This window comes from Soonwooa buanensis (assembly GCF_900167905.1).
GTDB classification, from domain to species: Bacteria; Bacteroidota; Bacteroidia; order Flavobacteriales; family Weeksellaceae; genus Soonwooa; species Soonwooa buanensis.
The window spans coordinates 54,362-78,254 of the sequence record NZ_FUYZ01000004.1; the positions used below are offsets into that span (position 1 = coordinate 54,362).

At 35.7% G+C, this 23,893-nt stretch carries 24 protein-coding genes; 11 read left to right on the top strand and 13 right to left on the bottom strand.

The genetic code is table 11. The annotated features are described in order from the left end of the window. The first annotated feature begins 3 nt into the window (after positions 1-3). The gene (locus B5X62_RS07325; protein ID WP_079666771.1) at positions 4-2,043 is read left to right on the top strand and encodes a DUF2207 domain-containing protein; all 2,040 of its coding nucleotides are present in this window, start codon (positions 4-6) and stop codon (positions 2,041-2,043) included. A 16-nt stretch (positions 2,044-2,059) separates the two neighbouring features. On the opposite strand, the gene B5X62_RS07330 is transcribed toward B5X62_RS07325, so the two are convergent. The 6 genes from B5X62_RS07330 to B5X62_RS07355 form a co-directional block, all read right to left on the bottom strand. Beyond that, on the bottom strand, positions 2,060-2,491 hold the full coding sequence (locus tag B5X62_RS07330; protein ID WP_079666772.1) for a hypothetical protein: 432 nt from the start codon (positions 2,489-2,491) through the stop codon (positions 2,060-2,062). Positions 2,492-2,510: 19 nt separating this feature from the next. After that, positions 2,511-3,071, bottom strand: a complete 561-nt coding sequence (locus tag B5X62_RS07335) for an NADPH-dependent FMN reductase (RefSeq protein ID WP_245797168.1) — start codon at positions 3,069-3,071, stop codon at positions 2,511-2,513. Between the two features lie 104 nt (positions 3,072-3,175). After that, positions 3,176-4,483: a UDP-N-acetylglucosamine 1-carboxyvinyltransferase gene (gene murA, locus B5X62_RS07340; RefSeq protein ID WP_079666773.1), complete on the bottom strand. Its 1,308-nt coding sequence runs from the start codon at positions 4,481-4,483 to the stop codon at positions 3,176-3,178. Further along, positions 4,483-5,154, bottom strand: a complete 672-nt coding sequence (locus B5X62_RS07345) for a DUF4290 domain-containing protein (RefSeq protein WP_079666774.1) — start codon at positions 5,152-5,154, stop codon at positions 4,483-4,485. The genes murA and B5X62_RS07345 overlap by 1 nt, the downstream gene beginning before the upstream one ends. 81 nt (positions 5,155-5,235) lie before the next feature. Then, entirely contained in the window at positions 5,236-5,664 is a 429-nt protein-coding gene (locus B5X62_RS07350; RefSeq protein ID WP_079666775.1) for a thiol-disulfide oxidoreductase DCC family protein, read from the bottom strand. Next, positions 5,664-6,125 (bottom strand): heme-binding domain-containing protein, encoded by a 462-nt coding sequence (locus B5X62_RS07355; RefSeq protein WP_079666776.1) that lies wholly within the window; start codon positions 6,123-6,125, stop codon positions 5,664-5,666. The genes B5X62_RS07350 and B5X62_RS07355 overlap by 1 nt, the downstream gene beginning before the upstream one ends. A 283-nt stretch (positions 6,126-6,408) precedes the next feature. Between B5X62_RS07355 and der the strand changes: the two genes are divergently transcribed. Beyond that, the gene (der, locus tag B5X62_RS07360) at positions 6,409-7,719 is read left to right on the top strand and encodes a ribosome biogenesis GTPase Der (protein WP_079666777.1); all 1,311 of its coding nucleotides are present in this window, start codon (positions 6,409-6,411) and stop codon (positions 7,717-7,719) included. A gap of 84 nt (positions 7,720-7,803) precedes the next feature. After that, on the top strand, positions 7,804-8,454 hold the full coding sequence (gene upp / locus B5X62_RS07365; RefSeq protein WP_079666778.1) for a uracil phosphoribosyltransferase: 651 nt from the start codon (positions 7,804-7,806) through the stop codon (positions 8,452-8,454). A gap of 27 nt (positions 8,455-8,481) precedes the next feature. Here the strand turns inward: upp and B5X62_RS07370 are convergent, their stop codons facing one another. Then, positions 8,482-9,126 carry a ComF family protein gene (locus B5X62_RS07370; protein ID WP_079666779.1) on the bottom strand — a complete coding sequence of 215 codons (645 nt, stop codon included), beginning with the start codon at positions 9,124-9,126 and terminating at the stop codon, positions 8,482-8,484. 104 nt (positions 9,127-9,230) lie between these two features. Continuing rightward, on the bottom strand, positions 9,231-10,760 hold the full coding sequence (locus B5X62_RS07375) for a helix-turn-helix domain-containing protein (protein WP_245797169.1): 1,530 nt from the start codon (positions 10,758-10,760) through the stop codon (positions 9,231-9,233). Between the two features lie 76 nt (positions 10,761-10,836). On the opposite strand from B5X62_RS07375, the gene aceB reads away from it, so the two are divergent. Both aceB and aceA read left to right on the top strand, forming a co-directional pair. Further along, on the top strand, positions 10,837-12,411 hold the full coding sequence (aceB, locus tag B5X62_RS07380; protein ID WP_079666781.1) for a malate synthase A: 1,575 nt from the start codon (positions 10,837-10,839) through the stop codon (positions 12,409-12,411). A 156-nt stretch (positions 12,412-12,567) separates the two neighbouring features. Beyond that, positions 12,568-13,845: an isocitrate lyase gene (aceA, locus tag B5X62_RS07385; RefSeq protein WP_079666927.1), complete on the top strand. Its 1,278-nt coding sequence runs from the start codon at positions 12,568-12,570 to the stop codon at positions 13,843-13,845. A 167-nt stretch (positions 13,846-14,012) separates the two neighbouring features. On the opposite strand, the gene glgP is transcribed toward aceA, so the two are convergent. After that, entirely contained in the window at positions 14,013-15,671 is a 1,659-nt protein-coding gene (gene glgP, locus B5X62_RS07390; RefSeq protein ID WP_079666782.1) for an alpha-glucan family phosphorylase, read from the bottom strand. Positions 15,672-15,862: 191 nt separating this feature from the next. On the opposite strand from glgP, the gene B5X62_RS07395 reads away from it, so the two are divergent. The 3 genes from B5X62_RS07395 to B5X62_RS07405 all read left to right on the top strand — a co-directional run bounded on the left by B5X62_RS07395 (position 15,863) and on the right by B5X62_RS07405 (position 18,923). Next, positions 15,863-16,639, top strand: a complete 777-nt coding sequence (locus B5X62_RS07395) for a hypothetical protein (RefSeq protein ID WP_079666783.1) — start codon at positions 15,863-15,865, stop codon at positions 16,637-16,639. Between the two features lie 276 nt (positions 16,640-16,915). Beyond that, complete coding sequence (locus tag B5X62_RS07400; RefSeq protein WP_079666784.1) at positions 16,916-18,160, top strand: chloride channel protein; 1,245 nt, start codon at positions 16,916-16,918, stop codon at positions 18,158-18,160. A 100-nt stretch (positions 18,161-18,260) separates the two neighbouring features. Beyond that, positions 18,261-18,923, top strand: coding sequence for a phosphoribosylanthranilate isomerase (locus tag B5X62_RS07405; RefSeq protein ID WP_079666785.1), 663 nt, complete (start codon positions 18,261-18,263; stop codon positions 18,921-18,923). Between the two features lie 50 nt (positions 18,924-18,973). Here the strand turns inward: B5X62_RS07405 and B5X62_RS07410 are convergent, their stop codons facing one another. Beyond that, positions 18,974-19,669 (bottom strand): DUF1826 domain-containing protein, encoded by a 696-nt coding sequence (locus B5X62_RS07410; protein WP_079666786.1) that lies wholly within the window; start codon positions 19,667-19,669, stop codon positions 18,974-18,976. A gap of 143 nt (positions 19,670-19,812) precedes the next feature. Here B5X62_RS07410 and B5X62_RS07415 point away from each other — a divergent pair, with 143 nt between their 5' ends. Both B5X62_RS07415 and B5X62_RS07420 read left to right on the top strand, forming a co-directional pair. Further along, the gene (locus B5X62_RS07415; protein WP_079666787.1) at positions 19,813-20,220 is read left to right on the top strand and encodes a hypothetical protein; all 408 of its coding nucleotides are present in this window, start codon (positions 19,813-19,815) and stop codon (positions 20,218-20,220) included. A 22-nt stretch (positions 20,221-20,242) separates the two neighbouring features. Continuing rightward, positions 20,243-20,683, top strand: coding sequence for a GNAT family N-acetyltransferase (locus B5X62_RS07420; protein ID WP_079666788.1), 441 nt, complete (start codon positions 20,243-20,245; stop codon positions 20,681-20,683). A 1-nt stretch (position 20,684) separates the two neighbouring features. On the opposite strand, the gene B5X62_RS07425 is transcribed toward B5X62_RS07420, so the two are convergent. Further along, the gene (locus tag B5X62_RS07425) at positions 20,685-21,077 is read right to left on the bottom strand and encodes a barstar family protein (protein ID WP_079666789.1); all 393 of its coding nucleotides are present in this window, start codon (positions 21,075-21,077) and stop codon (positions 20,685-20,687) included. Positions 21,078-21,162: 85 nt separating this feature from the next. Continuing rightward, positions 21,163-22,710, bottom strand: a complete 1,548-nt coding sequence (locus B5X62_RS07430; protein WP_079666790.1) for a M28 family peptidase — start codon at positions 22,708-22,710, stop codon at positions 21,163-21,165. 121 nt (positions 22,711-22,831) lie between these two features. On the opposite strand from B5X62_RS07430, the gene B5X62_RS07435 reads away from it, so the two are divergent. Continuing rightward, positions 22,832-23,353 (top strand): GNAT family N-acetyltransferase, encoded by a 522-nt coding sequence (locus tag B5X62_RS07435; RefSeq protein WP_245797170.1) that lies wholly within the window; start codon positions 22,832-22,834, stop codon positions 23,351-23,353. Between the two features lie 24 nt (positions 23,354-23,377). Here the strand turns inward: B5X62_RS07435 and B5X62_RS07440 are convergent, their stop codons facing one another. Then, positions 23,378-23,893, bottom strand: coding sequence for a hypothetical protein (locus tag B5X62_RS07440; protein WP_079666791.1), 516 nt, complete (start codon positions 23,891-23,893; stop codon positions 23,378-23,380).

Sequence of the window (23,893 nt, forward strand, 5' to 3'; positions counted from 1 at the left end):
GTCATGAAGTATTTATTTTTAATATTTGTATTAGCGATTAATTCAGTTGTTTTTTCGCAAGGAAGACCTGCAATTATATCGTTAGAAGATATAGATTCTGAAGATTATCAAGATAGTCTTCAGAATTATAATGCGTATAAAGAGCGGGTTATTGACTTCCATTCGGATATTGTTATTTCTAAAAAATCGGTTGTTAGGGTTACAGAAACTATTAAAGTCTATGCCGCTGGTTACGAGATCAAACGTGGACTTTTTCGCGCGCTACCAATGATTAGAAATATTAATGGAATTCGCGAAGATGTCGATTACAACATTATTTCTATTAAAAAAGATGGATCCAAAGAACCATATCATATCGAAAGGCTTAACGAAGTTTTTAATATCTATATCGGCTCAAAAGATTATTTATTAAGTTCTGGAAATTACACCTACGAAATAACTTACGAAACAACCGATCAAATTGGGTATTTTAAAACCTATGATGAGTTTTATTGGAATGTAAATGGAACAGATTGGAGTTTCCCGATTGAGCATATCAGCGCAAAAATTACTTTGCCAGCTGGTGCAGATATTTTACAAAATTCTTGTTATACAGGACTGCACGGAAGTCAGGAGAAAAATTGTACACCAAAAACGCTTGGCCCAACCGAAATGTTTTTTGAAGCTTCTAATCTTAAACTTAAAGAAAATCTTACGATTGCAGTTGGTTTCAAACCAAATATTCTAGAAGCGCCATCAGCTTTTTCTAAGCTTTTTAGAAAAAATAAGGATAGAATTCCTTTGATTTTGGTGGCTTGTTTTTTAGTTTTTTACTTTGTTAAAACTTGGTTTAGACATGGACGCGTTACCAACAAGCCTATTGTTATTCCTCAGTTTGATGCGCCTTACAATTTGTCTCCCGCTGCAATTGGTTATATCGAAAAAGGCGAGTATGACGCTTCTCATCTTGCTGCCAATCTTGTTGATATGGCTATTAAAAAAGTGATTTCTTTAAAGGAAGATACATCGCATCAGCAGACTTTTAACACGTTTCGAGTTTATGATATTAAAAAATTGACGGATAATACAGAGGCTTTATTAGATGATGAAAAGTTAATTTTTAATGATATTTTCGGAGAGAAAACTTCCAAGCTTAAAATTGACGGAACCTACGATAGACGCTTGAAAAATGCCAGCGCAGATCTTCATAAATTATTACGCAAAAATCTCGAAAAATTTACGGTAGATATTCCGAATATGCGTTTTGTTTATAATGCCTTGATGATGATTGTCGGGACTTTTCTTTTGGGTTTATTGTATGCATCTTTGGCGGATAATAACAATTTCGAAATGTTTGGTATCGGCGCCATGTTTGTCTTTTTCGATGGGCTTATTATCTTATTGGTTTTATCGCTTTGGAAGGAGTTTTACAAGACTTTTATTGTCTTTGTATTACTCATTTTTCTAATTCTTTTTTGTGTGCCATTATTTCTTTTTGCGTTTGGCGGCTCAGAAGATATGACCAGATTGGGTTCGGATTGTTTTAAATTTTTAATTTTTGGAGGGATTAGTTTACTTATTTTTAAATATTTTATTAAACGACCTTCTGACGAAAAAGTGCAAATGAAATCCGAGATAGAAGGTTTCAAAATGTATCTTGGGACAGCGGAAGAAGCGCAACTGAAGTTCCATAATCCGCCAGAAATGACAACGGATTTATATGAAAAATTCTTGCCTTACGCCATTGTTTTGAATGTTCAAGATATTTGGGGACAGCGTTTCCGAAGTTCATTAAAATCGTCTTTGGTTGACACAACTGAGTTTTCTGAATTTGCTTTTGATTCTACTTTTGCTTCGGCATTTTCGATGTCGGTCTTAGAGTCTAGTAATCCTCCTGCACCAGCTAGTTTTACGTCTTCCTCATCAGATTCATCCTCTTATTCGTCCTCATCTTCTAGATCATCTTCGTCGAGTTCTTATTCCGGCGGTTCTAGCTCTAGCGGTTCTAGCGGCGGTGGATCATCTGGCGGCGGCGGCGGTGGCGGCGGTGGCGGCGGTTGGTAAGCCTTATCATTGCTATCTAGTTGATAAACAAGATTATTTTATTTTCATTATTTTTTGAAAGAATACTGTCTAGACGTTGCTCTGTAATTGGATAAGATTGGGAATTGTAAATAATCTCGTGGTCTTTCTTTTTAAATTTTAAAAATTTTGGAAAGCCTGCTTTTTCTTTGGTTTTAATTAAATCAGAGACATCTACTTTTTGAGTTGCAAAACCTTCACTTCCCGAAAACTGAATTTCCGTCAAAAGATTTAACTGATATTTATAAATTTCTTTAATTAAAAAATCTTTATTTTCAAATTTTATAAAGTTTGTTTTTGGATAAATCGACAGATAGTTTGGGTTGTATTCTGCAATGAGAATCTGTTTCGGTTTCGAAAATGAAAAGAAGCCTATCAGCAAAATAACTAATAGACTTAGTGTTATTAAAACAAATTTGAAACGTTTCAAAAGATGTTTAATTCAAAGTTTATTTCCAAAAAATCGTACACCAATCAACAAAAGCGGTCATAAATTTTTTAAGATATTCAGTTGTACGTTCATCCAGTTTTCCGTTTTCATCAAAAGCTTTTCCGATTTGGCTTAAATAAATTTCTGGCTGTTGCATCGTGTAGATATTGACCGATGTCAAACTCTGACGTAGATGGTGATTAGCCCCGAATCCGCCCAACATGCCGGGAGAACTACTGATAACTGCGCCAGGTTTTTTGCCCCAAACGCCTTTTCCACCTGGTCGCGAAGCCACATCGATGGCATTTTTAAGAACTGCTGGTACGCCGCGATTGTATTCTGGCGTTACAAAAATACAAGCATCTAATTTTTTTACGCTTTCACGAAATTCTTTATAATTCTCTGGTGCTTCATCATGGTCATCAAAATCCTGATTGTACAAAGCTAATTGCCCAATTGGGATAATTTCTAAAGTCAAATTTTCTGGTGATAAAGCAATTAGTTGCTCTGCAATTTTTTTTGAAAAAGCTTCTTTTCTAAGACTTCCTACGAAAATGCCAATATGTTTTTTGTCCATCATTTTATTTTTTTATTGATTTAAAATTAATGAATTTTACTGGAACATATTTGTTTTAAAACAAAAAAGACATCCTTTTCAGAATGTCTTTTGTTTATTTTGTAGAATTAAATTCTTCGAATATCTGCGCCTAAAGCTTTTAGACGACCATCGATGTTTTCGTAACCACGGTCAATTTGCTCGATGTTGTGGATGGTTGATTTTCCTTCTGCCGAAAGCGCTGCAATTAGCAAGGCATTTCCTGCACGAATATCTGGCGAAACCATCGTTGTTCCACGTAAAGGTGTTTCATGGTTTAGTCCAACAACTGTGGCTCTGTGCGGATCACAAAGGATAATTTGCGCTCCCATATCAATCAATTTATCAACGAAAAATAATCTTGATTCAAACATTTTTTGATGTACCAAAACAGTACCTTTCGCTTGTGTCGCAACTACCAAAATAATAGACAATAAATCTGGCGTAAAGCCTGGCCAAGGCGCATCCGAAATATTTAAAATAGAACCGTCAATAAACTTTTGAATTTTATAATGTTCTTGCGCTGGGATAAAAATGTCGTCACCGCTTTTCTCTAACTGGATCCCAAGTTTTCTGAATGTATCAGGAATAATTCCTAGCTGGTTCCAGTTAACATTTTTAATGGTAATTTCTGACTTAGTCATGGCAGCAAGACCAATCCAAGAGCCGATTTCCACCATATCAGGAAGCATCGTATGTTCTGTCCCGCGAAGTGACGTCACACCTTCAATCGTTAAAAGATTAGATCCAACACCTGAAATATTAGCGCCCATGCGATTCAACATTTTACAAAGTTGTTGCAGATAAGGCTCGCATGCAGCGTTGTAGATTCTTGTTTTTCCTTTTGCTAAAACCGCGGCCATAATAATATTGGCAGTTCCTGTAACAGAAGCTTCTTCTAAAAGGATGAATTTTCCTTGTAGTTCTTTCGCTTTTAAAGAATAATATTGTTCTTCCTCATCATAAGAAAACTCAGCACCCAATTCAACAAAACCTTGGAAGTGCGTATCCAGACGACGTCTTCCGATTTTGTCACCACCAGGCGTAGGCATATAAGCTTCGCCATAACGTGCTAGCATTGGACCTAACAGCATAACAGAACCACGAAGTTTTGCACCATCTTTTTTAAACTCAGGAGATTTTATGTAATCAAAATTAACTTCGTCCGCTTTGAAGGTGTAATCGCCATGACCATTTTTTGTGATTTTCACATTGAAGTCACCCAAAATTTCAATCAAACGGTTAACATCATGGATGTCGGGGATATTGTTGATTCTGATCTCTTCATCCGTTAACAATACAGCACACAAAATCTGAAGCGCTTCATTCTTGGCACCTTGCGGTGTTATGTCGCCATGTAGTTGTTTTCCTCCTCGTATTTCAAAAGCTCCGTTCATTATTTTCTGTTATTTTTCTGATTGTTTTGATTATTCTGGTTGTTGTGGTGATGTCTTTTTTTCGCGTTGTTATTGGTGTTTTGGTTTCTGTTATTCTTGTTGTTATTATTACGATTGTTGTTGTAATAGATTTTACTCTTATCCAAAGAATCTATACCTGTCAAATCGAGTCTATTTTGTGATAAATCCTTTAGATGACGGATAATAACATCATCTTGTACATGTTCTTTATTATAAACATTGTAAGATTTTTTCATGTTATTTGCGATTACTTGTATCAACGCATCTTTTTCGTCTCCATCTTCAAGAACAATAGCGCGTTCGATAAGTTGCAAAATACTTTTACCATAGAATTTGTATTCGTTATCATAAGACGGATACGGCATTTTTCTAGGTTTGGTCGTTAATTCTTCTGGTGTCAAAATCGGATATGGAGAATCTACATCGAGATCATGATTGGCTAAAATAAATAGATGATCCCAAAGTTTGTGTTTGTAATTTTCTTCGTCACGCAGATGCGGGTTACGTTGTCCCATAAATTCTATAATGGATCTTGCGGCATCATTTCGCTCTTCTTTGGTTGGTAGTGTTCTACAGATTTCTACCATCTCTTGGATCATTCTGCCATATTCTGGCATCTGAAGCGCATTTCTTTGGGTGTTATATTCCATAACTGCAAATATAGGAAATAATAGAAATTTTTGATAGCTCAAAATTCTATCAAGATGTTAAATTATCGGTCGTTTTTTTAACTAAAATTCGTCGGGGATAAATTTTTTTCGGTCTTTTTCTGACGGAATTCTGCAATGTTGAGACATCAGATTTTTGCGTCGTTTTGCAACTTGGTCGTATAAAAAATCTCTAATAAAATAAGGAAGCAATTTTCCAAGAATTGCTGTATGATAGATTCCGCCTAATGTTCTTGCGATTTTTATAGCGGCATCAGATTTTTTAAAATAAAATGCATTCGGTTTCCAAAGATAAATACTGTCAAAATCTTGCTGTTCGAGTTGTCTTTCTTTTAAAAATGCTTGTCCAAAATTAGATTGTAAAGCCGCAAACAGAAATTGGTCTTTTTTATCCCTATCCAAAATCCATTGCACCCAAAAGTTGCAAAATCCACAATCACCATCATAAAAAACAATGTATTTATCGCGATAATTGTCTGGTAATTTTTCCATTAAAAAATATTAGCTTCTTCGGTATCTTGTTTAACTTGTCGGAAATACTCGATAAGCAATTTCTTAGTTTCTGGCGTTAATTTCGCTTCTGGATGACCGAGAAGATAAGACTCCAAAGGCATTTCGTCTTTCTCCAACATTTCTATCGATTCTTCCAATTTGTGAGCTTGGCGTTTTGGTTCGTAAGTCGCCCAAGTCGAGAAGTTTAATTTAATTCTACCTTCGTCAATATGATTTTTCACAAACCAAGATGCTGGCGCAATGTCCGCATACCACGGATATTTTGTCTCGTTAGAATGACAATCATAACAAGATGTTTTCAGGATTTTAGCAACTGTTATTGATGGTTTTTTCGTGTTTACAAAATCCATTTGCGGATTGATCTCAGGATTAATTTTATCAATTGGAAAAAACTGAATCATGATAAAAGCGACCAAAAGTACCGTAATTACTTTTTTCATTTCCGAAAGCTTTTTTAAAAAAGTGAATTTAAGAAAATTTCAACTAATAGTTTTATTTCTTTTTTATTAATCATTTTCGAAATTTACTTTGAATTAAATTTAAAATAAATGCTTAAGCTATTAATATTCTAGCACTTAGTTGATAATTAATATTTAACACAAAATATTTTATTTGAAAAAGTTTATCTTTGCAAAAAAATTGGGCTCCGAAAGTCGGAGAGACTCATTAATAATCAGGTCCTAATGCAAATACTAAAAGCTAAGGATTATTAAACATTTTTTTATGTCAAATATTGTTGCCATCGTTGGCCGTCCTAATGTTGGGAAATCTACGTTGTTTAATCGTTTACTAGAAAGAAGAGAAGCTATTGTTGACTCGACTGCAGGTGTTACCAGAGACCGTCATTACGGAAAATCTGATTGGAACGGTGTAGAATTTACGGTGATCGATACTGGAGGTTATGACGTTAATAATGACGATATCTTCCAAGAAGAGATTTCGAAACAAGTACAATTAGCGATTGACGAAGCAACTTCTGTCGTATTTATGCTAAATGTTGAGGAAGGTCTTACAGAGACTGATCAAGAGATTTACGAAATGCTTCGTAGAGCGAACAAGCCAGTATACATCGTTATTAACAAGGTTGATTCTTCAAAAGAAGAATTGGCTGCAACAGAATTTTATCAATTAGGAATCGATAAATATTATACTTTATCTTCTGCAACTGGTTCTGGTACTGGAGAATTGCTAGATGATGTTGTTAAGGATTTTCCTACGACAGAGTACAATGATCCTTTCGAAGGACTTCCAAAAATTACGATTGTTGGTCGTCCGAATGTTGGTAAATCGACATTGACAAACGCTTTGCTTGACAACGAAAGAAATATTGTAACCAATATTGCTGGTACCACGAGAGATTCTGTACAGAGTCTATATAAAAAATTCGGTCACGAGTTTGTGTTGGTTGACACGGCTGGTATGCGTAAGAAGAATAAAGTTTCTGAAGATTTAGAGTTTTATTCGGTGATGCGTTCGGTTCGTGCTATCGAAAATTCGGATGTTGTCATCATCATGGTGGATGCAACTTTAGGTTGGGAAGCGCAAGATATGAGCATCTTCGGGATTGCCCAAAGAAACCGTAAAGGTATTGTGATTGTTATCAATAAATGGGATTTGGTTGAGGATAAAAAAACGAATACAATGCGTGATTTCGAGGCTGCAATTCGTCACAAGATTGGTCAGTTTAGTGATGTTCCAATTTTGTTTACATCAGCTTTAACCAAGCAACGTATCCTGAAAGCTGTCGATACAGCAATGGAGGTTTATGAAAATCGTAAACAAAAAATCAAAACGTCTAAGCTTAACGAAGTGATGTTGCCGATTTTTGAAAATACGCCACCACCAGCTATCAAAGGAAAATATGTGAAAATCAAATATTGTGTGCAATTGCCGACGCCGTCGCCACAGTTTGTGTTTTTCTGTAATCTTCCGCAATATGTTAAGGAGCCTTACAAAAGGTTTACGGAAAACCAATTGCGTAAAGAATTTGGATTTTCGGGTGTTCCGATTGAAGTTTATTTCAGACAAAAATAAAATATCAGCCTTTCGATTTTTCGGAAGGCTTTTTATTTCTTAACTTTAAAGCTAATTTATATTTTTAAAAAGAATTCCTCTTTTATGATAACAGAATTGTCCCAAGAATTTTCTTTAGTTAACTCATGGATTAATGACTTGCGAAATGTCGATGTACAACAAGATCGCATGAAGTTCCGTCGAAATCTTGAACGCATTGGTGAGATTGCAGCTTTCGAAATTAGTAAAGGTATGGCGCAAGTCGACGTCGAAATTACCACGCCTTTGGATAAAGTTGCAGCTAAAGAAATTGCAGTACAACCAGTTATTACAACGATTCTAAGAGCTGGCGTTCCGTTATTTCAAGGGGTTCTTAACTATTTTGATAAAGCAGATTGCGGATTTGTAGCCGCTTACCGAAAGCATGATGCTAACGATTATTTTTCCATTAAACAAGATTATTTAACTTGTCCTAATCTAGATGGTCGTCCGTTGATTGTGGCGGATCCGATGTTGGCGACGGGTGCTTCGTTGATTGAAGCAATTAAAGATTTGTTGACTAACGGAACGCCGACAGAAATGCACATTGTTGCAGCAATTGCAAGTCAACAAGGTGTTGATGCTATTCAATCGGCTTTTCCAAATGCTAAAATTTGGGTTGGTGTCATCGATGCTTCTTTAACTTCGAAAGGTTATATCACGCCAGGATTGGGCGACGCTGGCGATTTATCTTACGGCGAAAAACTACAACGCTAATTTTAGAATCGTAAATCGTAAATTTTTTTAATCCATTGCAACTACCAAAATACTAACTTTTGTATTCGGGTGTTTGAGGATTTCCCATGCAATGCTTGCGAGCGTATTCCCAGTTGTATAAACATCGTCTATTAAAAGAATGTGTTTATTTTCAGGATTTTCGATTACTGAAAAAAGACTTTCGGTTTCGGTTCTATGTTGTTTGTCTTTTTGAGCTTGCGCTTTGTTGTGAAAGTTTCTTTTGAGAAGTTGATGATTTATCGGAATCTTATAAAGTTTTGATAATTCGTTTCCAAATAAAGTCAATTGATTGTAACCGCGCCTTTTTAACTTTTTTGGATGAAGCGGAACGCTGACAATTTCGTCAATTTCTGTGATTTTAATTTTGTCAAAAATCCAGTGTGCAAAATGTTTTCCAATGAATTCTTGATCGCCATATTTTAGTCGATGAAGAAGATTTTGTGCTAAATTTTCTTCTTTAAAAATGAATAAAGCATAAGCTTGTTCGATAGGAAAAAGGAGTTTCGCTTTTTGAGCTAAAGGATTTTCGGAATCAAATTTAAAATGGCTAAAACTCAGTTTTTCTTCACAAATATCACAAAGAATTGTATTTGCTGAGATAATTTCTTCGCAAGCCAAACATCGATTCGGAAAAAATAAATCCAAAAACATGGCAAAATTCTTTACTTAAATATAAGAATTTTTAGTAGAGATTTTTTTTTAATTTAAACTTTTGTGGTTTAATAATGAAGCAAACTGAGGATTTTCTAAAAAAATTATTTTCCTAAAATTTGATTTCTAATTTTATCAATCGACTTTTTCATATCGTTGTTGAAAAGTTCTTTGTCAAGACGTGTTGCAGGCGCTTGTCTCACATCGCAATTGCTAATGCTGCAATGTTCGCAGGTGACACCGACTTCAACAGTCTGTAGATTGGCGCTTTTTGCGAAATTAATTTTCTTGAGGGAGTTGGTGTTTAATAAAATTCCGAGGCAATAACTGCGGTTGCTACCATCAGAAAATGGATTTTTTTGCGACGTCGAAATCACCAAATAACTCAATCCAAAATCTTTATAATGTGAGATTTGTGCGTTAGTTAATTGCGCATCGCTGCTTTCGAGTTGCTCCATATTTTTAAGCGCGACCCAGCGACGACAATAATGCTCGTTCATCGCGTTAGAGCGCGGCGCTTGTTGTTGGTTGAGATGCAACTCTTTAAGAATCTGAACTTTTGGACTGTTTTTCTTTTGTACAAAACATAAATAAAACAAATCTTTAATCCCAAATTCGGATGCCAAAATATTGGTCAAACGATAATATAAAGTCTCTGGCGAGTTGGTAAAATGTTGAATTAAATCTTCAAAATGTGTGGGATTCCATTCTTTATGATCAAAGAAATCTGCTGTTTTTCTAACCAATTCTTTTTTAGGAATAAGTAGTCCACCAGCAAAATAAGAGGCGTAATAATTGTTCAATATTTCTTCGAAACTATTGATGTCCACCCAAGAATAAGTGTTGGGACGCGCTTTTAAATCCAAAACCTGAAACCCAATTTCCTTCGCTAGAATAAAAGTTTTTTGATTTTCGTCTAATCTTTGGTTGAGTAAAAGATTTTTCTTTTCAGGAATGTAAAGCGAACGAAGATGTTGCAAAGTCCCGAATTTGTCAAAATCTTCAGAATGGATTTGATAACCAAAATTTTCTATTAAAATCTTTTCTAGCTCAGCAGATTTTAGTTCGCGAGGATTGAGGTTGTATTGCTGATAAAAAGCTTCTGCTTTTTCTTCAATTTCAGGAAAATGATTGTTGTATAATTCCTGAAATGATCGAAGTACCGCAAAGAAAAACCGTTCTTTTCCGAGGTTGTAATTTTGCGAAATTTCTATGAGCGTTGTAATGAAAGCGGTCACTTTTTTGGGTGCCTCACTTATCATCCCGATAAGGTTGTTGCGATTGATTCCGAAAAGATCTAACGGGATTTCTTTGAAAACATCCGATTGCAAAATCTCATTAATTGGTGCTAAACTTCGATCAAGTTTTGTCGACACCAAGTCATCAAAACTGCATCCTAAGGTTTCGGCAACTTGGATTATTTTGTCGTGTTTAGGATATTTTTTTCCGTTTTCGATTTCGTTAAGATAAGATTTCGACAAGCCAGTTTGGTTTGCTAGATCTTGCAACGACCAATTTTTCTTTTGACGTTGTTGTCTTAATTTGAGTCCAAAAATTACACGGATGTAGTCGCTATCGGCATTCATATAACAAATATAAAATAATTGCGATTGTCGGCATAATAATTTTTTCATAAAATTAGCGAACGTTCGCTAATTGTGAAAGTTTTTTTATTAGATTTGTCAAATCAATCACAAATAAAAAGTACGAATGACAAGTTTAGAAAGTTTAACAATAGAAGCGCAAGATTCTTACAGCCAATTATTTACTGAAGAATTGAAAGCCTTTCTTTTAGCATTGCATCACAAGTTTAATCCTGAGCGTTTACGTCTTTTAAAACAGAGAGAAGCGATTCAAAAAGAATTTGATAGTGGGAAATTACCAAGTTTTTTGGATGCGACTAAGGACGTGCGCGAATCGGCTTGGGTGTGCGCGCCACTTCCTCGCGATTTGCATGACAGACGTGTGGAGATTACCGGACCAGTTGATAGAAAAATGGTCATTAATGCACTTAATTCTGGTGCGAAAATCTTTATGGCGGATTTTGAAGATAGTAATTCGCCGACTTGGGAGAATTGTATGCAAGGTCAAATTAATCTTTCGGATGCGATTAACAGAACAATCGATTTCGAAACCAACGGCAAACACTATCAATTAAAAGAAAAAACAGCAGTTTTATTAGTTAGACCTCGAGGATTGCATTTGGACGAAAAACATATTTTGGTTGATGGCGAGCCGATGTCAGCTTCGTTGGTAGATTTTGGGATTTATTTTTTCAGAAATGCTAAGAAGCTTTTAACAAAGGGAAGTGGACCATTTTTCTATCTTCCAAAATTGGAGCATTACGAAGAAGCACGTTGGTGGAATGATGTATTTTTATTTGCTCAAGATTATCTTAAAATCCTTTCTGGAAGCATCAAAGCGACGGTTCTTATCGAAACAATTACGGCGTCCTTCCAGCTTGATGAGATTTTATTTGAATTAAAAGAACATAGCGCTGGACTTAACTGTGGGCGTTGGGATTATATTTTTTCGTACATCAAAAAATTTAGAAATCTTCTGCATTTTTTAGTGCCCGATCGCGATCAAGTGACCATGACTTCGCCTTTTATGGACGCTTATACCAAAAGAGTTGTTGAAATTTGTCATAAGCGTCGTGTGCCTGCAATTGGCGGAATGGCAGCACAAATTCCTGTGAAAGATAACCCACAAGCCAACGAAGAAGCTTTTGAGAAAGTGCGTACAGACAAAGAGCGTGAAGTGCGAAATGGTCACGACGGAACTTGGGTAGCGCATCCTGCTTTGGTGCCAGTTGCGATGGAGGTTTTTGACCAATATATGCCGACTTCTAATCAGATTCATAAGTTGTTTGACTACGGAATTTCTGAAAGTCAATTGTTGGAAGTTCCTGTTGGGACGATTACTGAAAAAGGACTTCGCAAAAATATTAATGTCGGGATTCTGTACATCGAATCTTGGTTGATGGGTGTTGGCGCAGCAGCGATTTACAATTTGATGGAAGATGCGGCAACGGCGGAGATTTCGCGATCACAAGTTTGGCAGTGGTTAAAGCATTTGGTGAAGTTGGAGAGTGGAGAAGTTGTAACTAAAGATTTGATTTTAAAACTTCAAAAAGAAGAATTAAATAATATCAAAACTTATGTTGGCGAAACTCGATTTGAAAGTGGAAAATTTGATTTAGCTGTGGAACTATTTAATGACATGGTTTTCTCCGAAAACTTCGACGAGTTTTTAACCTTAAAAGCTTATCCATATTTAGCTTAAATTTTTAAATAAACTTTTTCTTAATAAGGAATAGCAAATAATTTTTAAAGATAATTTATAAATATCACTCAGTCTAAAATGAGTGACAGGGGAGATTTTATTCAAGATTTAAAACAAAATACTAAACATTTTAATCACATTAAATCACAAAATATTATGAAAACAAAACAAGAACAAATCCAAATTTTAGAGCAAGAATGGTTAAATAATCCACGTTGGAAAGGTATCACAAGACCTTATTCTGCGGAGGAAGTTTTAAAACTGAGAGGGAAGTACAAACTCGATTATACGATTGCAACGCAAATGTCGGAGTTACTTTGGGATAAATTGAATACTCAGGATTTCGTTGCTGGATTGGGCGCTTTAACAGGAAACCAAGCTGTACAGGAAGTTGATGCGGGTCTAGAAGCGATTTATCTTTCTGGATGGCAAGTGGCGGCGGACGCGAATCTTTCTGGCGAAATGTATCCTGATCAATCTTTGTATCCAGCGAATTCGGTTCCAGCGGTTGTAAAGAAAATAAACAATGCGTTGTTGCGCGCAGATCAAATTCAGTCGGTAAATGATGGCGGTGACAAAGATTATTTGGTGCCGATTGTTGCAGATGCCGAAGCTGGTTTTGGAGGAAATCTTAATGCTTTCGAATTGATGAAACAAATGATAGAAGCAGGCGCTGCGGGCGTTCATTTCGAAGATCAATTGTCATCAGCGAAAAAGTGCGGACATCTTGGCGGAAAAGTTTTGGTACCGACGCAAGAAGCGATTAATAAGTTGATTGCAGCACGTTTGGCAGCCGATGTTTTGGGTGTTCCGAGTTTGATTATTGCAAGAACAGACGCTGATGCAGCGGATCTTTTAACTTCGGATATTGATGATAGAGATAAAAAATTTGTTACAGGAGAAAGAACGTCAGAAGGTTTTTATGTTGTTAAAAATGGCGTAGAGCAAGGCATTGATCGTGGTTTGTCTTATGCGCCTTATGCTGATTTGATTTGGATGGAAACTTCGAATCCAGATTTGGAGCAAGCAAGACAATTTGCAGAAGGCATCCATGCAAAGTTTCCAAATAAAATGTTGGCGTACAATTGCTCACCATCGTTTAATTGGGCAGCACGATTAAGTGTTGAAGAAATGGAATGCTTCCGTGAAGAGTTGGCGAAAATGGGCTATAAATTCCAGTTTATAACATTAGCTGGATTCCATGCGTTGAACACGGCGATGTTTGAGTTGGCGTTGGCTTATAAAGAACGTGGCATGGCAGGTTATTCGGAGTTGCAAGAAAGAGAATTTGCTTTGCAGGCGAAAGGTTTTCGTGCGGTGAAACACCAAAGTTTTGTGGGAACTGGTTATTTTGACGAAGTACAAAATGTGGTTACCAACGGAATGGCTGCAACGGTTGCGATGAAAGATTCTACAGAAACAGCGCAGTTTTAGATAGGCGATTAGCTTATGGCTGCTAGCTTCTAGCGATTAGGTAGTCTTAATTATAATTGTAGAACCCTTTCAGAGTTCAAAACTCTGAAAGGGTTTTTGTGAATACTGAAATAATAAAAAAGCTAGCAGTTGTCAAATTCTGCTAGCTTTTTATTTATGTTTAAAATTTAATTATTGTAAAGCAATTTGTAATACTCGTCTGCCATACGATCGCTATTGAATTGGAATCGTACGTCGTCCATAGCGTTAGCTACAATTTTGCGCCATTTATTTTTGTCGTTGTAATAAGTCGGAATGATTTCGTTTTCCAAAATATCATAAAGCTTATGCAAATCGTATTGGTCTTGCTCCAAAGTGGTCATGTTATCGTAATCAGCTTTTGGAACGACAAACGAGTTTTCGCCATGTCTTGCAAACTCCGGAATCCAACCATCGTCTGTAGAAAGGTTGACAGAACCATTCATTGCGGCAGTCATGCCAGAAGTTCCGGAAGCTTCACGAGGAACGCGGGGATTATTTAACCAAAGATCAGAACCTTGTTTTAGAGATTTACTTAATGATAATTCGTAGCCTGTAAGAACTGCCATGTTTTTGTAATTCTTACTTTCTTCCACCAAATTATTAAAAGTCGAAATCGCTGAATAGTCCATTGGATAAGGTTTTCCTGCCCAAATAATCTGAACTGGGAATTCTTTATTCTCTAATAAACGACGGAAACGCTCTTTGTCTTCTAGTAACAAATCGGCTCTTTTGTAACCTGCAAAACGTCTTGCCCAAACAATGGTAAAGATATTTGGATCAAACAATTTACCACATTGGTCAGCAACATTGCGGAACATTCTTTTCTTTAAATAGTGTTTTCTAAAATCGAAAGCTGCCGTATCGCCATCGTCTTTAGAAATGTATAATAATTTGTCCGCCCAATATTTGAATTCCTGCGCATTGGTAATTGATTTTATTTCGCAGATGTTAGGATATTTATTCCACATTGCACGAGAAACCACACCATGCAGTTGAGAAACGCCATTGGCAACTCTCGCCATCTTTAACGCACAAAGCGAATGGTTGAATCTTTCGTCGTCAGTACCTTCGATTTGTTTTACTTCTTTCATGCTAAGTCCACAGAAATAAGACATGTTATGACAAAGCCCAAGATCGTGTTTTTCGTTACCAGCTTCTTCTGGCGTATGCGTTGTGAAAACTAATTTTTCTTTAACTTTAAAAAGATCGCCACCATATTTTCTTAAAAGATAAAATGCTGCAGGAAGTCCGTGCGCTTCGTTAAGATGATAAACATCGCGCTCGAAATTCATTTCGTCTAAAAGCTTAGCGCCGCCTTTTCCTAATAAAATATACTGCGCTAATTTGGTAGACTCGTTGGCGTCGTACAATTTGTGGCAGATTGTTTTAGAAATATGATCGTTTTCTGGTACATCAGTACTCAAAAAGAACATTGGGCAAGTCTTAAAAGTTTCGGGATTAAGATACCAAACCTTTACCCAAACTGGCGCGTTATGGATTTCGATTTGGAATTGGATGCCAGTATCTTCAAGATAAGAGTACATTTTTTTAGTCCAAACTGGATTAAGCGTTTGGTCGTGATTACGCGCTTGGTCATAATATCCAAATTTCCAAAGGATGCCGATGCCGACTAAATCTTGTTTTAAATTGTAAGCGCTTCGCATGTGAGAACCTGCTAAAAAGCCAAGTCCACCACTGTATATTTTAAGCGATTGATCGATCGCAAACTCCATAGAGAAGTAAGCGGTTTTTTTAGAATATTGAGGATTGATGCTGTATGGCATCTTAAAGTTTCTAAAATCCATTAAGTTATCATTTGTTTAGAGTGGGCAAATTTAAGAATTTAGAATAAAAATAGTTTTAGAAAAAGCATTGTATTTCGTTTAAATAGGATTAAATGTTATGCGAGTCTTGGTATTAAATTTTATTAATAATCAATTACTTAGCAGAAATAATGCTTAGCTTTAAGATGTGATTAATTGTAAACTAGGTTGTTATGTTGTTCACCGAAGATCTTGGAAAATCTCTAGCTTTATGTATGTTGCGACATAAAGATGCTGCCGAAAAGTTGAGCTATTGGTGTCGCGAGATTGACCGCGAGCGACTATCTGAGCGCGAAGCTTATCAAAAGAAAACCGAAGTGCTTCTCCTAAGTACTTTGCTGCAACATTATCCCGATATCGAAATCGAAAATCTAACAGGTGAAAGTCCAGATTTTATTGTGAGAATTAACGGTAAGCGTATCGGCTTAGAGATTTCAGAAGTTATTAATCATTTTGAATTAAAGAAAAGGGAGGCGCTTATCAATCAATATTTCAGATGGGTAGAGGATTGGTTGTTGACCTCGGATCAAGCTTGTGGTATTTACCACCTTGGTTTAGACTCTCGACTTGTTGGTACTAAACATGAAGAAAAAGTAGTGAAAGATATTTGTAATGCTGTGATGCAACAAAAAACGACTAAATATGTGACATCGATTAGAAGAACGCCTTATGATAAGGGCGTTCTTTTGGTTTTAGACTACAACTTGTCTTTGTTTGATGAGTTGCACGCGAATAAAATCTTGAACATTATAGAAAAGAAAAATATTAAATATCCTCTTTACAGAAATAAGATTGATGAGTGTTGGTTAATCCTCGTGTCGAATATGCATAATATGTCTTCGCGCTATAGTTACATCCAAAGACCTGAAGTGTTGAAAGCTGTTAAAAGTCCTTTCCAACGGATATTGCATTTGGAGAATCTTTTTAGTGAGATGTTGATGATAAAGTAGGCGGCGTTTCAAAATAATCGAATAGAAGTAGTATTTACTTAATTTTATAAGCTAATTCATCATACCAAAATTTGGTGAATTTAACTTTTGGACATAAAAAAACCTCCTGATTACGAACAGGAGGTGACCCAAATGTTTTCACAACAGCGTAGTGCTTATTAGCAATCTACGCCATCGCTTTGTCGTATCCCCAAAACGACATCGGTTTTCATTTTTTAAAATAAAAATTATGAAAAGTACTGTCTATCAACTAAATTTGTTTTAGAAAAATGAATAATGGATAGACAAAAAGTAAGACGACATTTCTATTTTAGATTAATAATCACAAGTGCGCTTGTTGGTGGATTAGCGTCAATACTGGCTTTGTTATTAAAAACGATTACAATATTTTGTCAAGACTTTTTATACGAAACAGCGCTTGAAAAGAAGTTTCTGTTTGTCATTTTTCCAACGATTGGGATAACGGGTATTTATTTTTTAAGAAAGTACTTTTTTAAAAATAGAAAAAATAAAGGTATCACAGAAATCTACAAAACTGTCGATCAAAGAAAAGATCATTTGCCTTTGTTTAAGATTCCATCGCATTTTATTAATGGTTTTTTGACTGTAATTTTTGGTGGTTCCACGGGTATCGAAGTTTCTACTGTGGTGGCGAGTGCAACAATCGGGAACAATATTTATCAAAATCGATTTTCACCAAATCTTTATAAACTAGAATTGATTTGTGCAGGCGTTGTAGCGGGCGTTTCAATTCTTTTTGGAAGTCCAATAGTCGGTTGGCTATTTGCGGTCGAAGTGATTGCAAAAAAGCTTAACAAAAGTATTTTTGTGAGTTGCACGATGTCGGCGATGGTGGCGTGGGGATTTTTATTAGTAATGAAACCAGATATTTTTCTTGACTATCATATTACGGATTGGAAATGGTCGGCCTTTCCGTTTTTCATTGTTTTAAGTTTGTTAGGTGGTACATTGTCGGTGTATTTCACCTTGTTGGTGACACGATTAAAAAACTTTTTTTCGGGTATTAATAACAATTTTTTTCGTGTTAACCTTGGTGCAACTACAGTAGGCTTGATGATATTGGTGTTTCCGTTTTTGTATGGCGATAGTTACCACGCCTTAGCACCATTGTTGCAGCATCCTACACAATATTCGATGTTGTTTTTATTGTCATTGGTGGTTCTAAAACCTTTAGCATCCGCACTAACTTTGGGAGCAGGAGGAGATGGCGGCGTTTTCGCTCCAAGTATTGTGGTAGGAGGCTTTTTGGGCTTTTTGTTTGCTTATGTTTGCAATAATTATTTAGGAACTTCTTTAATCTACCTTAACTTTATGTTGGTTGGCGCTGCGGCAACTTTATCAGCCTCTATTTACGCGCCATTAACAGCGTTGTTTTTGGTATGTAATCTAGCACCGAATGCCTATGTTCTTTTTTTTCCACTTTTAATGGCGAGTTTTATTTCAAGGTATTTTGCTGGAAAGCTACTTCCGTATAATGTGTACACTTATCAGATGAAATAATTTTCTAAAAAAATCAATATACTAGCCTGGAAAGTTAGCATACTGTTTTTGTTTTAAATAAGATTAATATCTTTTAAAAACATTATTTTTGAACAAAAATATGGTAAAGCCGCACGTGAAAATTTGCTGTATCAGCAGTATTGAAGAAGCTAAAATGGCAATAGATTATGGTGCTTCGGCAATTGGTTTGGTTGGCAATATGCCTAGCGGTCCTGGCGTGATAGCAGATGATTTGATATATGAAATTGCTAAAACTGTTCCGTCACCGATTTCAACTTTTTTGTTAACCAGTGAGACTAAAGCTGAAGATATTATTAAACATTATCAACGAGTTAACACGACGACCATTCAGATTGTAGATGCACTCAAAGTGTCTGATTACGACATCATTAAAAAAGCACTTCCTCATGTTAAACTTGTGCAAGTTATTCATGTGATCGATGAGACTTCTGTACGGGAAGCTGTTGAAGTGTCACAGTATGTTGATGCTCTACTTTTGGATAGCGGAAATCCGAATTTAAAAGTGAAAGAATTAGGCGGAACTGGACGTACACACAATTGGGATTTGAGCAGACAAATCCGTGAATCTATTAATATTCCTCTGTATTTGGCGGGAGGCATTAATCAAAATAATGTTGTAGAAGCAATCGAAAAGGTACAAGCTTTTGGCCTTGATTTGTGTAGTAGTGTTCGTACGGATGGAAAGCTTGATGCTATTAAATTAAAAGCATTTTTCGAAGCAGTTAACTCGGTTGAGTATTAGTTTGTAGGAATTTGACTTTCAAAAGTTGTCCTAAATTCAATTATAAAAAATTAACAAATTAATAAAAGACGTAATTGCCCATTTTCCTCTGGAGCACGATGAACACAGGGCGGAACTTGCTGCTCGGGATGGTCAACGGCTAATCGCCAAAGGTATCCATTTTCTAGATTGATAGGTTTTGCATCTGCATTTGGCTGATAATGAAGATCAAAAAAATTATCTTCCAAAAAGCTTTCAATATCACCGTCTTGAGCGTCGTGCAGCGTTTTTAATTTTTCTCGAACTTCAGGAATTTGGATTTTTTGAGCAACCTCTTCATTAGCAATAATATCGCTAGAGGCACCAAAATAAGTACACAAAAATGTGTCTGTTGCAATAGGAGAGCGGTCTACATGAAACGAATAAACGTCGGTTGAGATGTAATCAAACTCATCATCACGTTCATAACATTTCAGAAGGTTGAGCGTCGGCGAAGCACCGAATTCTTTTAAAAGTTTGATGTCGTTTAAGATAATTTCTCGAGCAAGAAGACCTTGTTCCGATAAGTTTAAATTTAATAAATCAGCTTCCGAAATCACTGTGATATTTTCTTTTAATTCCAATAGATTGACAATTTCCTCAAAATTACCCTCCAGAGGTCTTTGCCAACAAAGTGCATTATTTTTCCCAGAAAATTTTGTGTTCACCAACTCTGGAAAAGACGATACAGTTTTTATTTGATTAAAATGATCAAACTCCGATTTCATGATTATTTAACGACTATTTTAGGCTGCAAAATTAAGCTTTTTAGAAATCATATTTTCTCTTTAAAGTTAATTGAAACACAATATCCTTCATGGACAGTTTTATAAATTAATTTTTATATTTAAGCCAAATTAGAAATTAAAAAATGAATCCACCGCAACAACTATTAAAAAATCTTTTTTGGAATTTTAATCAAGATAAATTTTCATCTCAACAGGATTTTGAGAACGAATTGGTCAATTATAACGAGTTGATTTCGAAAGGGAAAGAGAACGTAGATTTGTCGGAAATTATACTTAATTGCCCTAAAATTGTGGTTCAATATTCTTATTGGAATGAGGAGGAAGATGATGATATCGAGCGTGATTTTCTTGTGGAAGCGAATAATGCGTCTAATTTTACGACAGGCGAGTTGCTTTTCAAAATTCATAACGAAGTTTGTGAAAGTCTTGCTAATGATGATCATATTTTTTTTGAAGGTTTAGAATTATGGAAGGAGGATCATCCCGATTTTTCTGGCGTTCCGTTTTGTTTTTTATTACAAGGAAGTTAATAAAGTAGCAAGTTATACAGTAATGTACAATATAAAACAAGCAACTCTGCATGATTATCCACGAATTATGGAAATTTGGGAAAGTGCAGTTTTGGCAACGCATGATTTTTTGAAAAAGAAAGATTTTGAATTGTTTAAACAATTAATTCCATCAGAGTTTTTACCACAATTACAAGTTTTTGTTTTGGAGCAAAATAAACAAATCGATGCTTTTTTTAGTGTTTCTGATGATAATTTAGAAATGCTTTTTGTTCATGATGAAGCGCGTGGAAAAGGACTGGGCACGCAAGCTGTGACTTATGTTGTCGAGATATTGAAAATTTTGAAAGTAGATGTTAACGAGCAAAATCCTCGTGCCATAGGTTTTTACGAGAAAGTGGGATATAAGAAAGTTGGACGTAGTCAAGTTGATGGTATGGGAAAACCTTATCCACTCGTACATTTTGAATTTCAAAAAGTTTAATTTATTCTGCAACCAATTCAATATTGGGATGATCAGCGATAATTTCTAAAATAATTTCAAAGTAAGTTTTTCCCGTTCCTGCATTTAACTCTTTAATTGAATTTTCAATAAGATTATTATTGTAACTATTAGGGTATTTGAGTTTTTCGTGATAAAAATTTAATGTAAAGTCATGTCCGAAAAGTTCTTTCATTCTAAGGAAATCTTTCCAAATTAACCGAACGGGTTCATTGCCATTTATTTCTCCAAAACCGCCATATAGTAGGTCGTTAAATGCGTCGAGACTTTCTCCTAATTTCCAATCTTCGTTTGGCATTAGTTTGTTGTTTAATTCTGTATACAAGCTGGTTTTGTCCAAAATTTTTGATCCGTCAATTAGGATTTCCTTTTTCACTTTTTGATGTTTTATTAAGCTAATTTAATTTTAAAAATATTTAGAAACAAACAATGCAAACCCGAAGATTTGCATTGTGTATTGTTTAGTTAGTTCCTTTACGTTTTGGTTCTTTCACCTCTGGCCATTTTTGTCCGTCAGGAAGAACACGTTTTTTGCGGCTTACCAATTCGGGATCTTCCGAAGCCATGTACGCCATTACTGCTGCGGCGATAACATTGTTTCTAACTTCGTCAAACATAATTTTGTCATAAGTGTCTCTGTTGGTGTGCCAAGTGTAACCACCATAACCCCAGCTATTTGAACTTAAAGAAATACCAGGTATTCCTGCAGCTACAAAAGAAGCATGATCGGATCCACCACCGCCAGGCATTCCAGGGAAAGACGTTTCAATGTTTTTTGAAACCTTTTTCGGAAGTGCTGCCATCCATCTTGTCAGGTAATCGTAAGAATCTACAAAGCCTTGACCTTGGATGCTTACAACACGACCAGTTCCGTTATCTTGGTTGAAAGCTGCTTGTGTATTTTTGATGATTTCGGGATTATCATACACGAAACCACGAGAACCATTAAGGCCTTGCTCTTCACTTCCCCAAAGTCCAATAATGATGGTTCTTTTATTGTTTGGATAATATTTTTTGAGGATACGAGCGGCTTCCATCATTGTAATAGTTCCTGTTCCGTTATCTGTTGCACCTTGTGCGCCGTCCCAAGAATCTAGATGGGCTGAAAGAATCACATACTCATTTGGTTTTTCTTTTCCAGGAATTGTTGCAATGGTGTTAAATGATTTCGCGGTCCCAAGAGATTTAGATTGTGTATTGATTTTCACTTTTGGAGCTTTCCCATTTTTAGCCAATCTGTAAAGCATGCCATAATCTTCTAAAGCGATGTCGATCATCGGGATGTTTTTGGTTTTAGCTCCAAAAATTCTGTTAGCACCCATAATGCCAGTCCAGTTAGAAATAGCAATACCAGCTGCGCCAGCCTTTTCTAAAGCTTCGGGAAGCGTTGTGTTATCATAACCTGTATTTTTTACTAAAGTTTTGAAAGCTTCAGTATCTTCTTCTTTTTGTTTTTTATAAGCTTCGTAATTTTCGGGAAGTGCAAATTCTTTAACCTGATAATCTGGTCGACCTGTACGTTGGTATTGCGACATTAACACGATTTTACCTTTAATGCTTTTTAACCAATTGGTGAATTCGGCAGGATTATTAACATTCGGAAGAACGACTACTTCTGCTTCGATAGCTTTTTTAGTCGCAGGTGACCAAGCCAGTTGCATAGATTCTAGGCTTTTTACACGAGGAGACGTCATTTCGACTTGCGTGATGCCACGTTGCCAAGATGCCCATTCTCCGAATTGTTGTTTTTTAGCATCGATGCCCCAAGATTTGAATTTGTCGATCGTCCAATCATTAGCTTGTTCCATTTCTGGCGTACCGACCAATCGTGGTCCAATAACGTCAAGTAACTCAAAAGCAAGGTTTTCTAATTGCGAATTATTGTTGGTTTCGTTAACGATACTTTGGACAATTGGATCAAGTTTTTCGGTTGCATTACTTTGCTGTGCTACTACAACTTGTGAAGAAAGAAGCAGAGCCGCAAGTGTCATTTTCATGTTAAGTTTCATACACTTTTCTTTTATACATTTAAGCTTTCAAGTTAAGGATATAAAGTGAGCTTACAAAGTTTGTAACGAATGCTTTTTATTTTAAATGAATTTGTATTTTTAACGAATATTTTTCTTGAATATGAAAATTTTTCCTGTTTTAAAAACTGATCGATTAACTATGTCGCCCTACACTTTAGATGACGCGCCCGTTGTTTTTGTGCAGCGTTCGAGCCATGAAGTGATGCAATATATCAAAAGAGCGCCTTATACCGACATTTCGCAAGCTGTTGACTTTATTAATATGAACTTTGAACAATTCCAAAATGATCAATCGATAACTTGGGCTTTGCGTTATGAAGACGGTGGCGAATTGTTAGGTTCGATTTGTCTTTGGCAGTTTTCGGAAGATAGAAAAACGGCAGAAGTTGGCTATGATCTTAGACACGAATTACATGGCAAAGGTTTGATGTCCGAAGCGATGAAAGCGGTGATTGATTATGCTTTTAATGTTTTAAAATTAAATCAGATTGAAGCTTTCACAAGTTTTAAAAATAAGTCATCTATTGCTTTGCTAGAGCGATTTAATTTTGAATTAAACGAAACCAGAAAAGACGACGGTAACGAGGATAATTTAATATTTGAATTAAAAGCAAATTTTTAGTTTTTTATACTTCTTTCTCTTGTTTTAAGAGTTTTCGTTTAACCTAAAAATTTTTATGATGGATTTGTCATGTGTCAAAAATGATACTTGTACATAATCGCCTTTCTTAAAGTGAGAATAATCCTTTATGCTTGCTGATAATCTAATTTTATTATTGTTTGGTAAAGCAAAAGTTAGCATCGTTTCGTTTTCGGTACTGTCTTTGTCAATGATATAGCTAATTAGAATTTGCTTCCCGATTTTAAAATCTTTCAAAAATTTATTTTTCCAAAAAATAGAGTAGAGGTAGAATATACCTATCAATGCGAAGAAACTTAGCAACATTGCACTAAAGAATAAAATGTTATCACTAGTTTCATAATTAGAAATTCGCCAATCGCTCGCCCACAATCTCATGATTATTATTGTGCCAACCGCAAATGCAGAAACAAATGGTGCAACTTTTCTAAGGCTTTTTACCTGATGCATACATTCTTCTTTTTCCTGATAGGTTAGCGGAATGTTTTCTTTTAAATCTATTTTGGAAGCATCAATCAACAT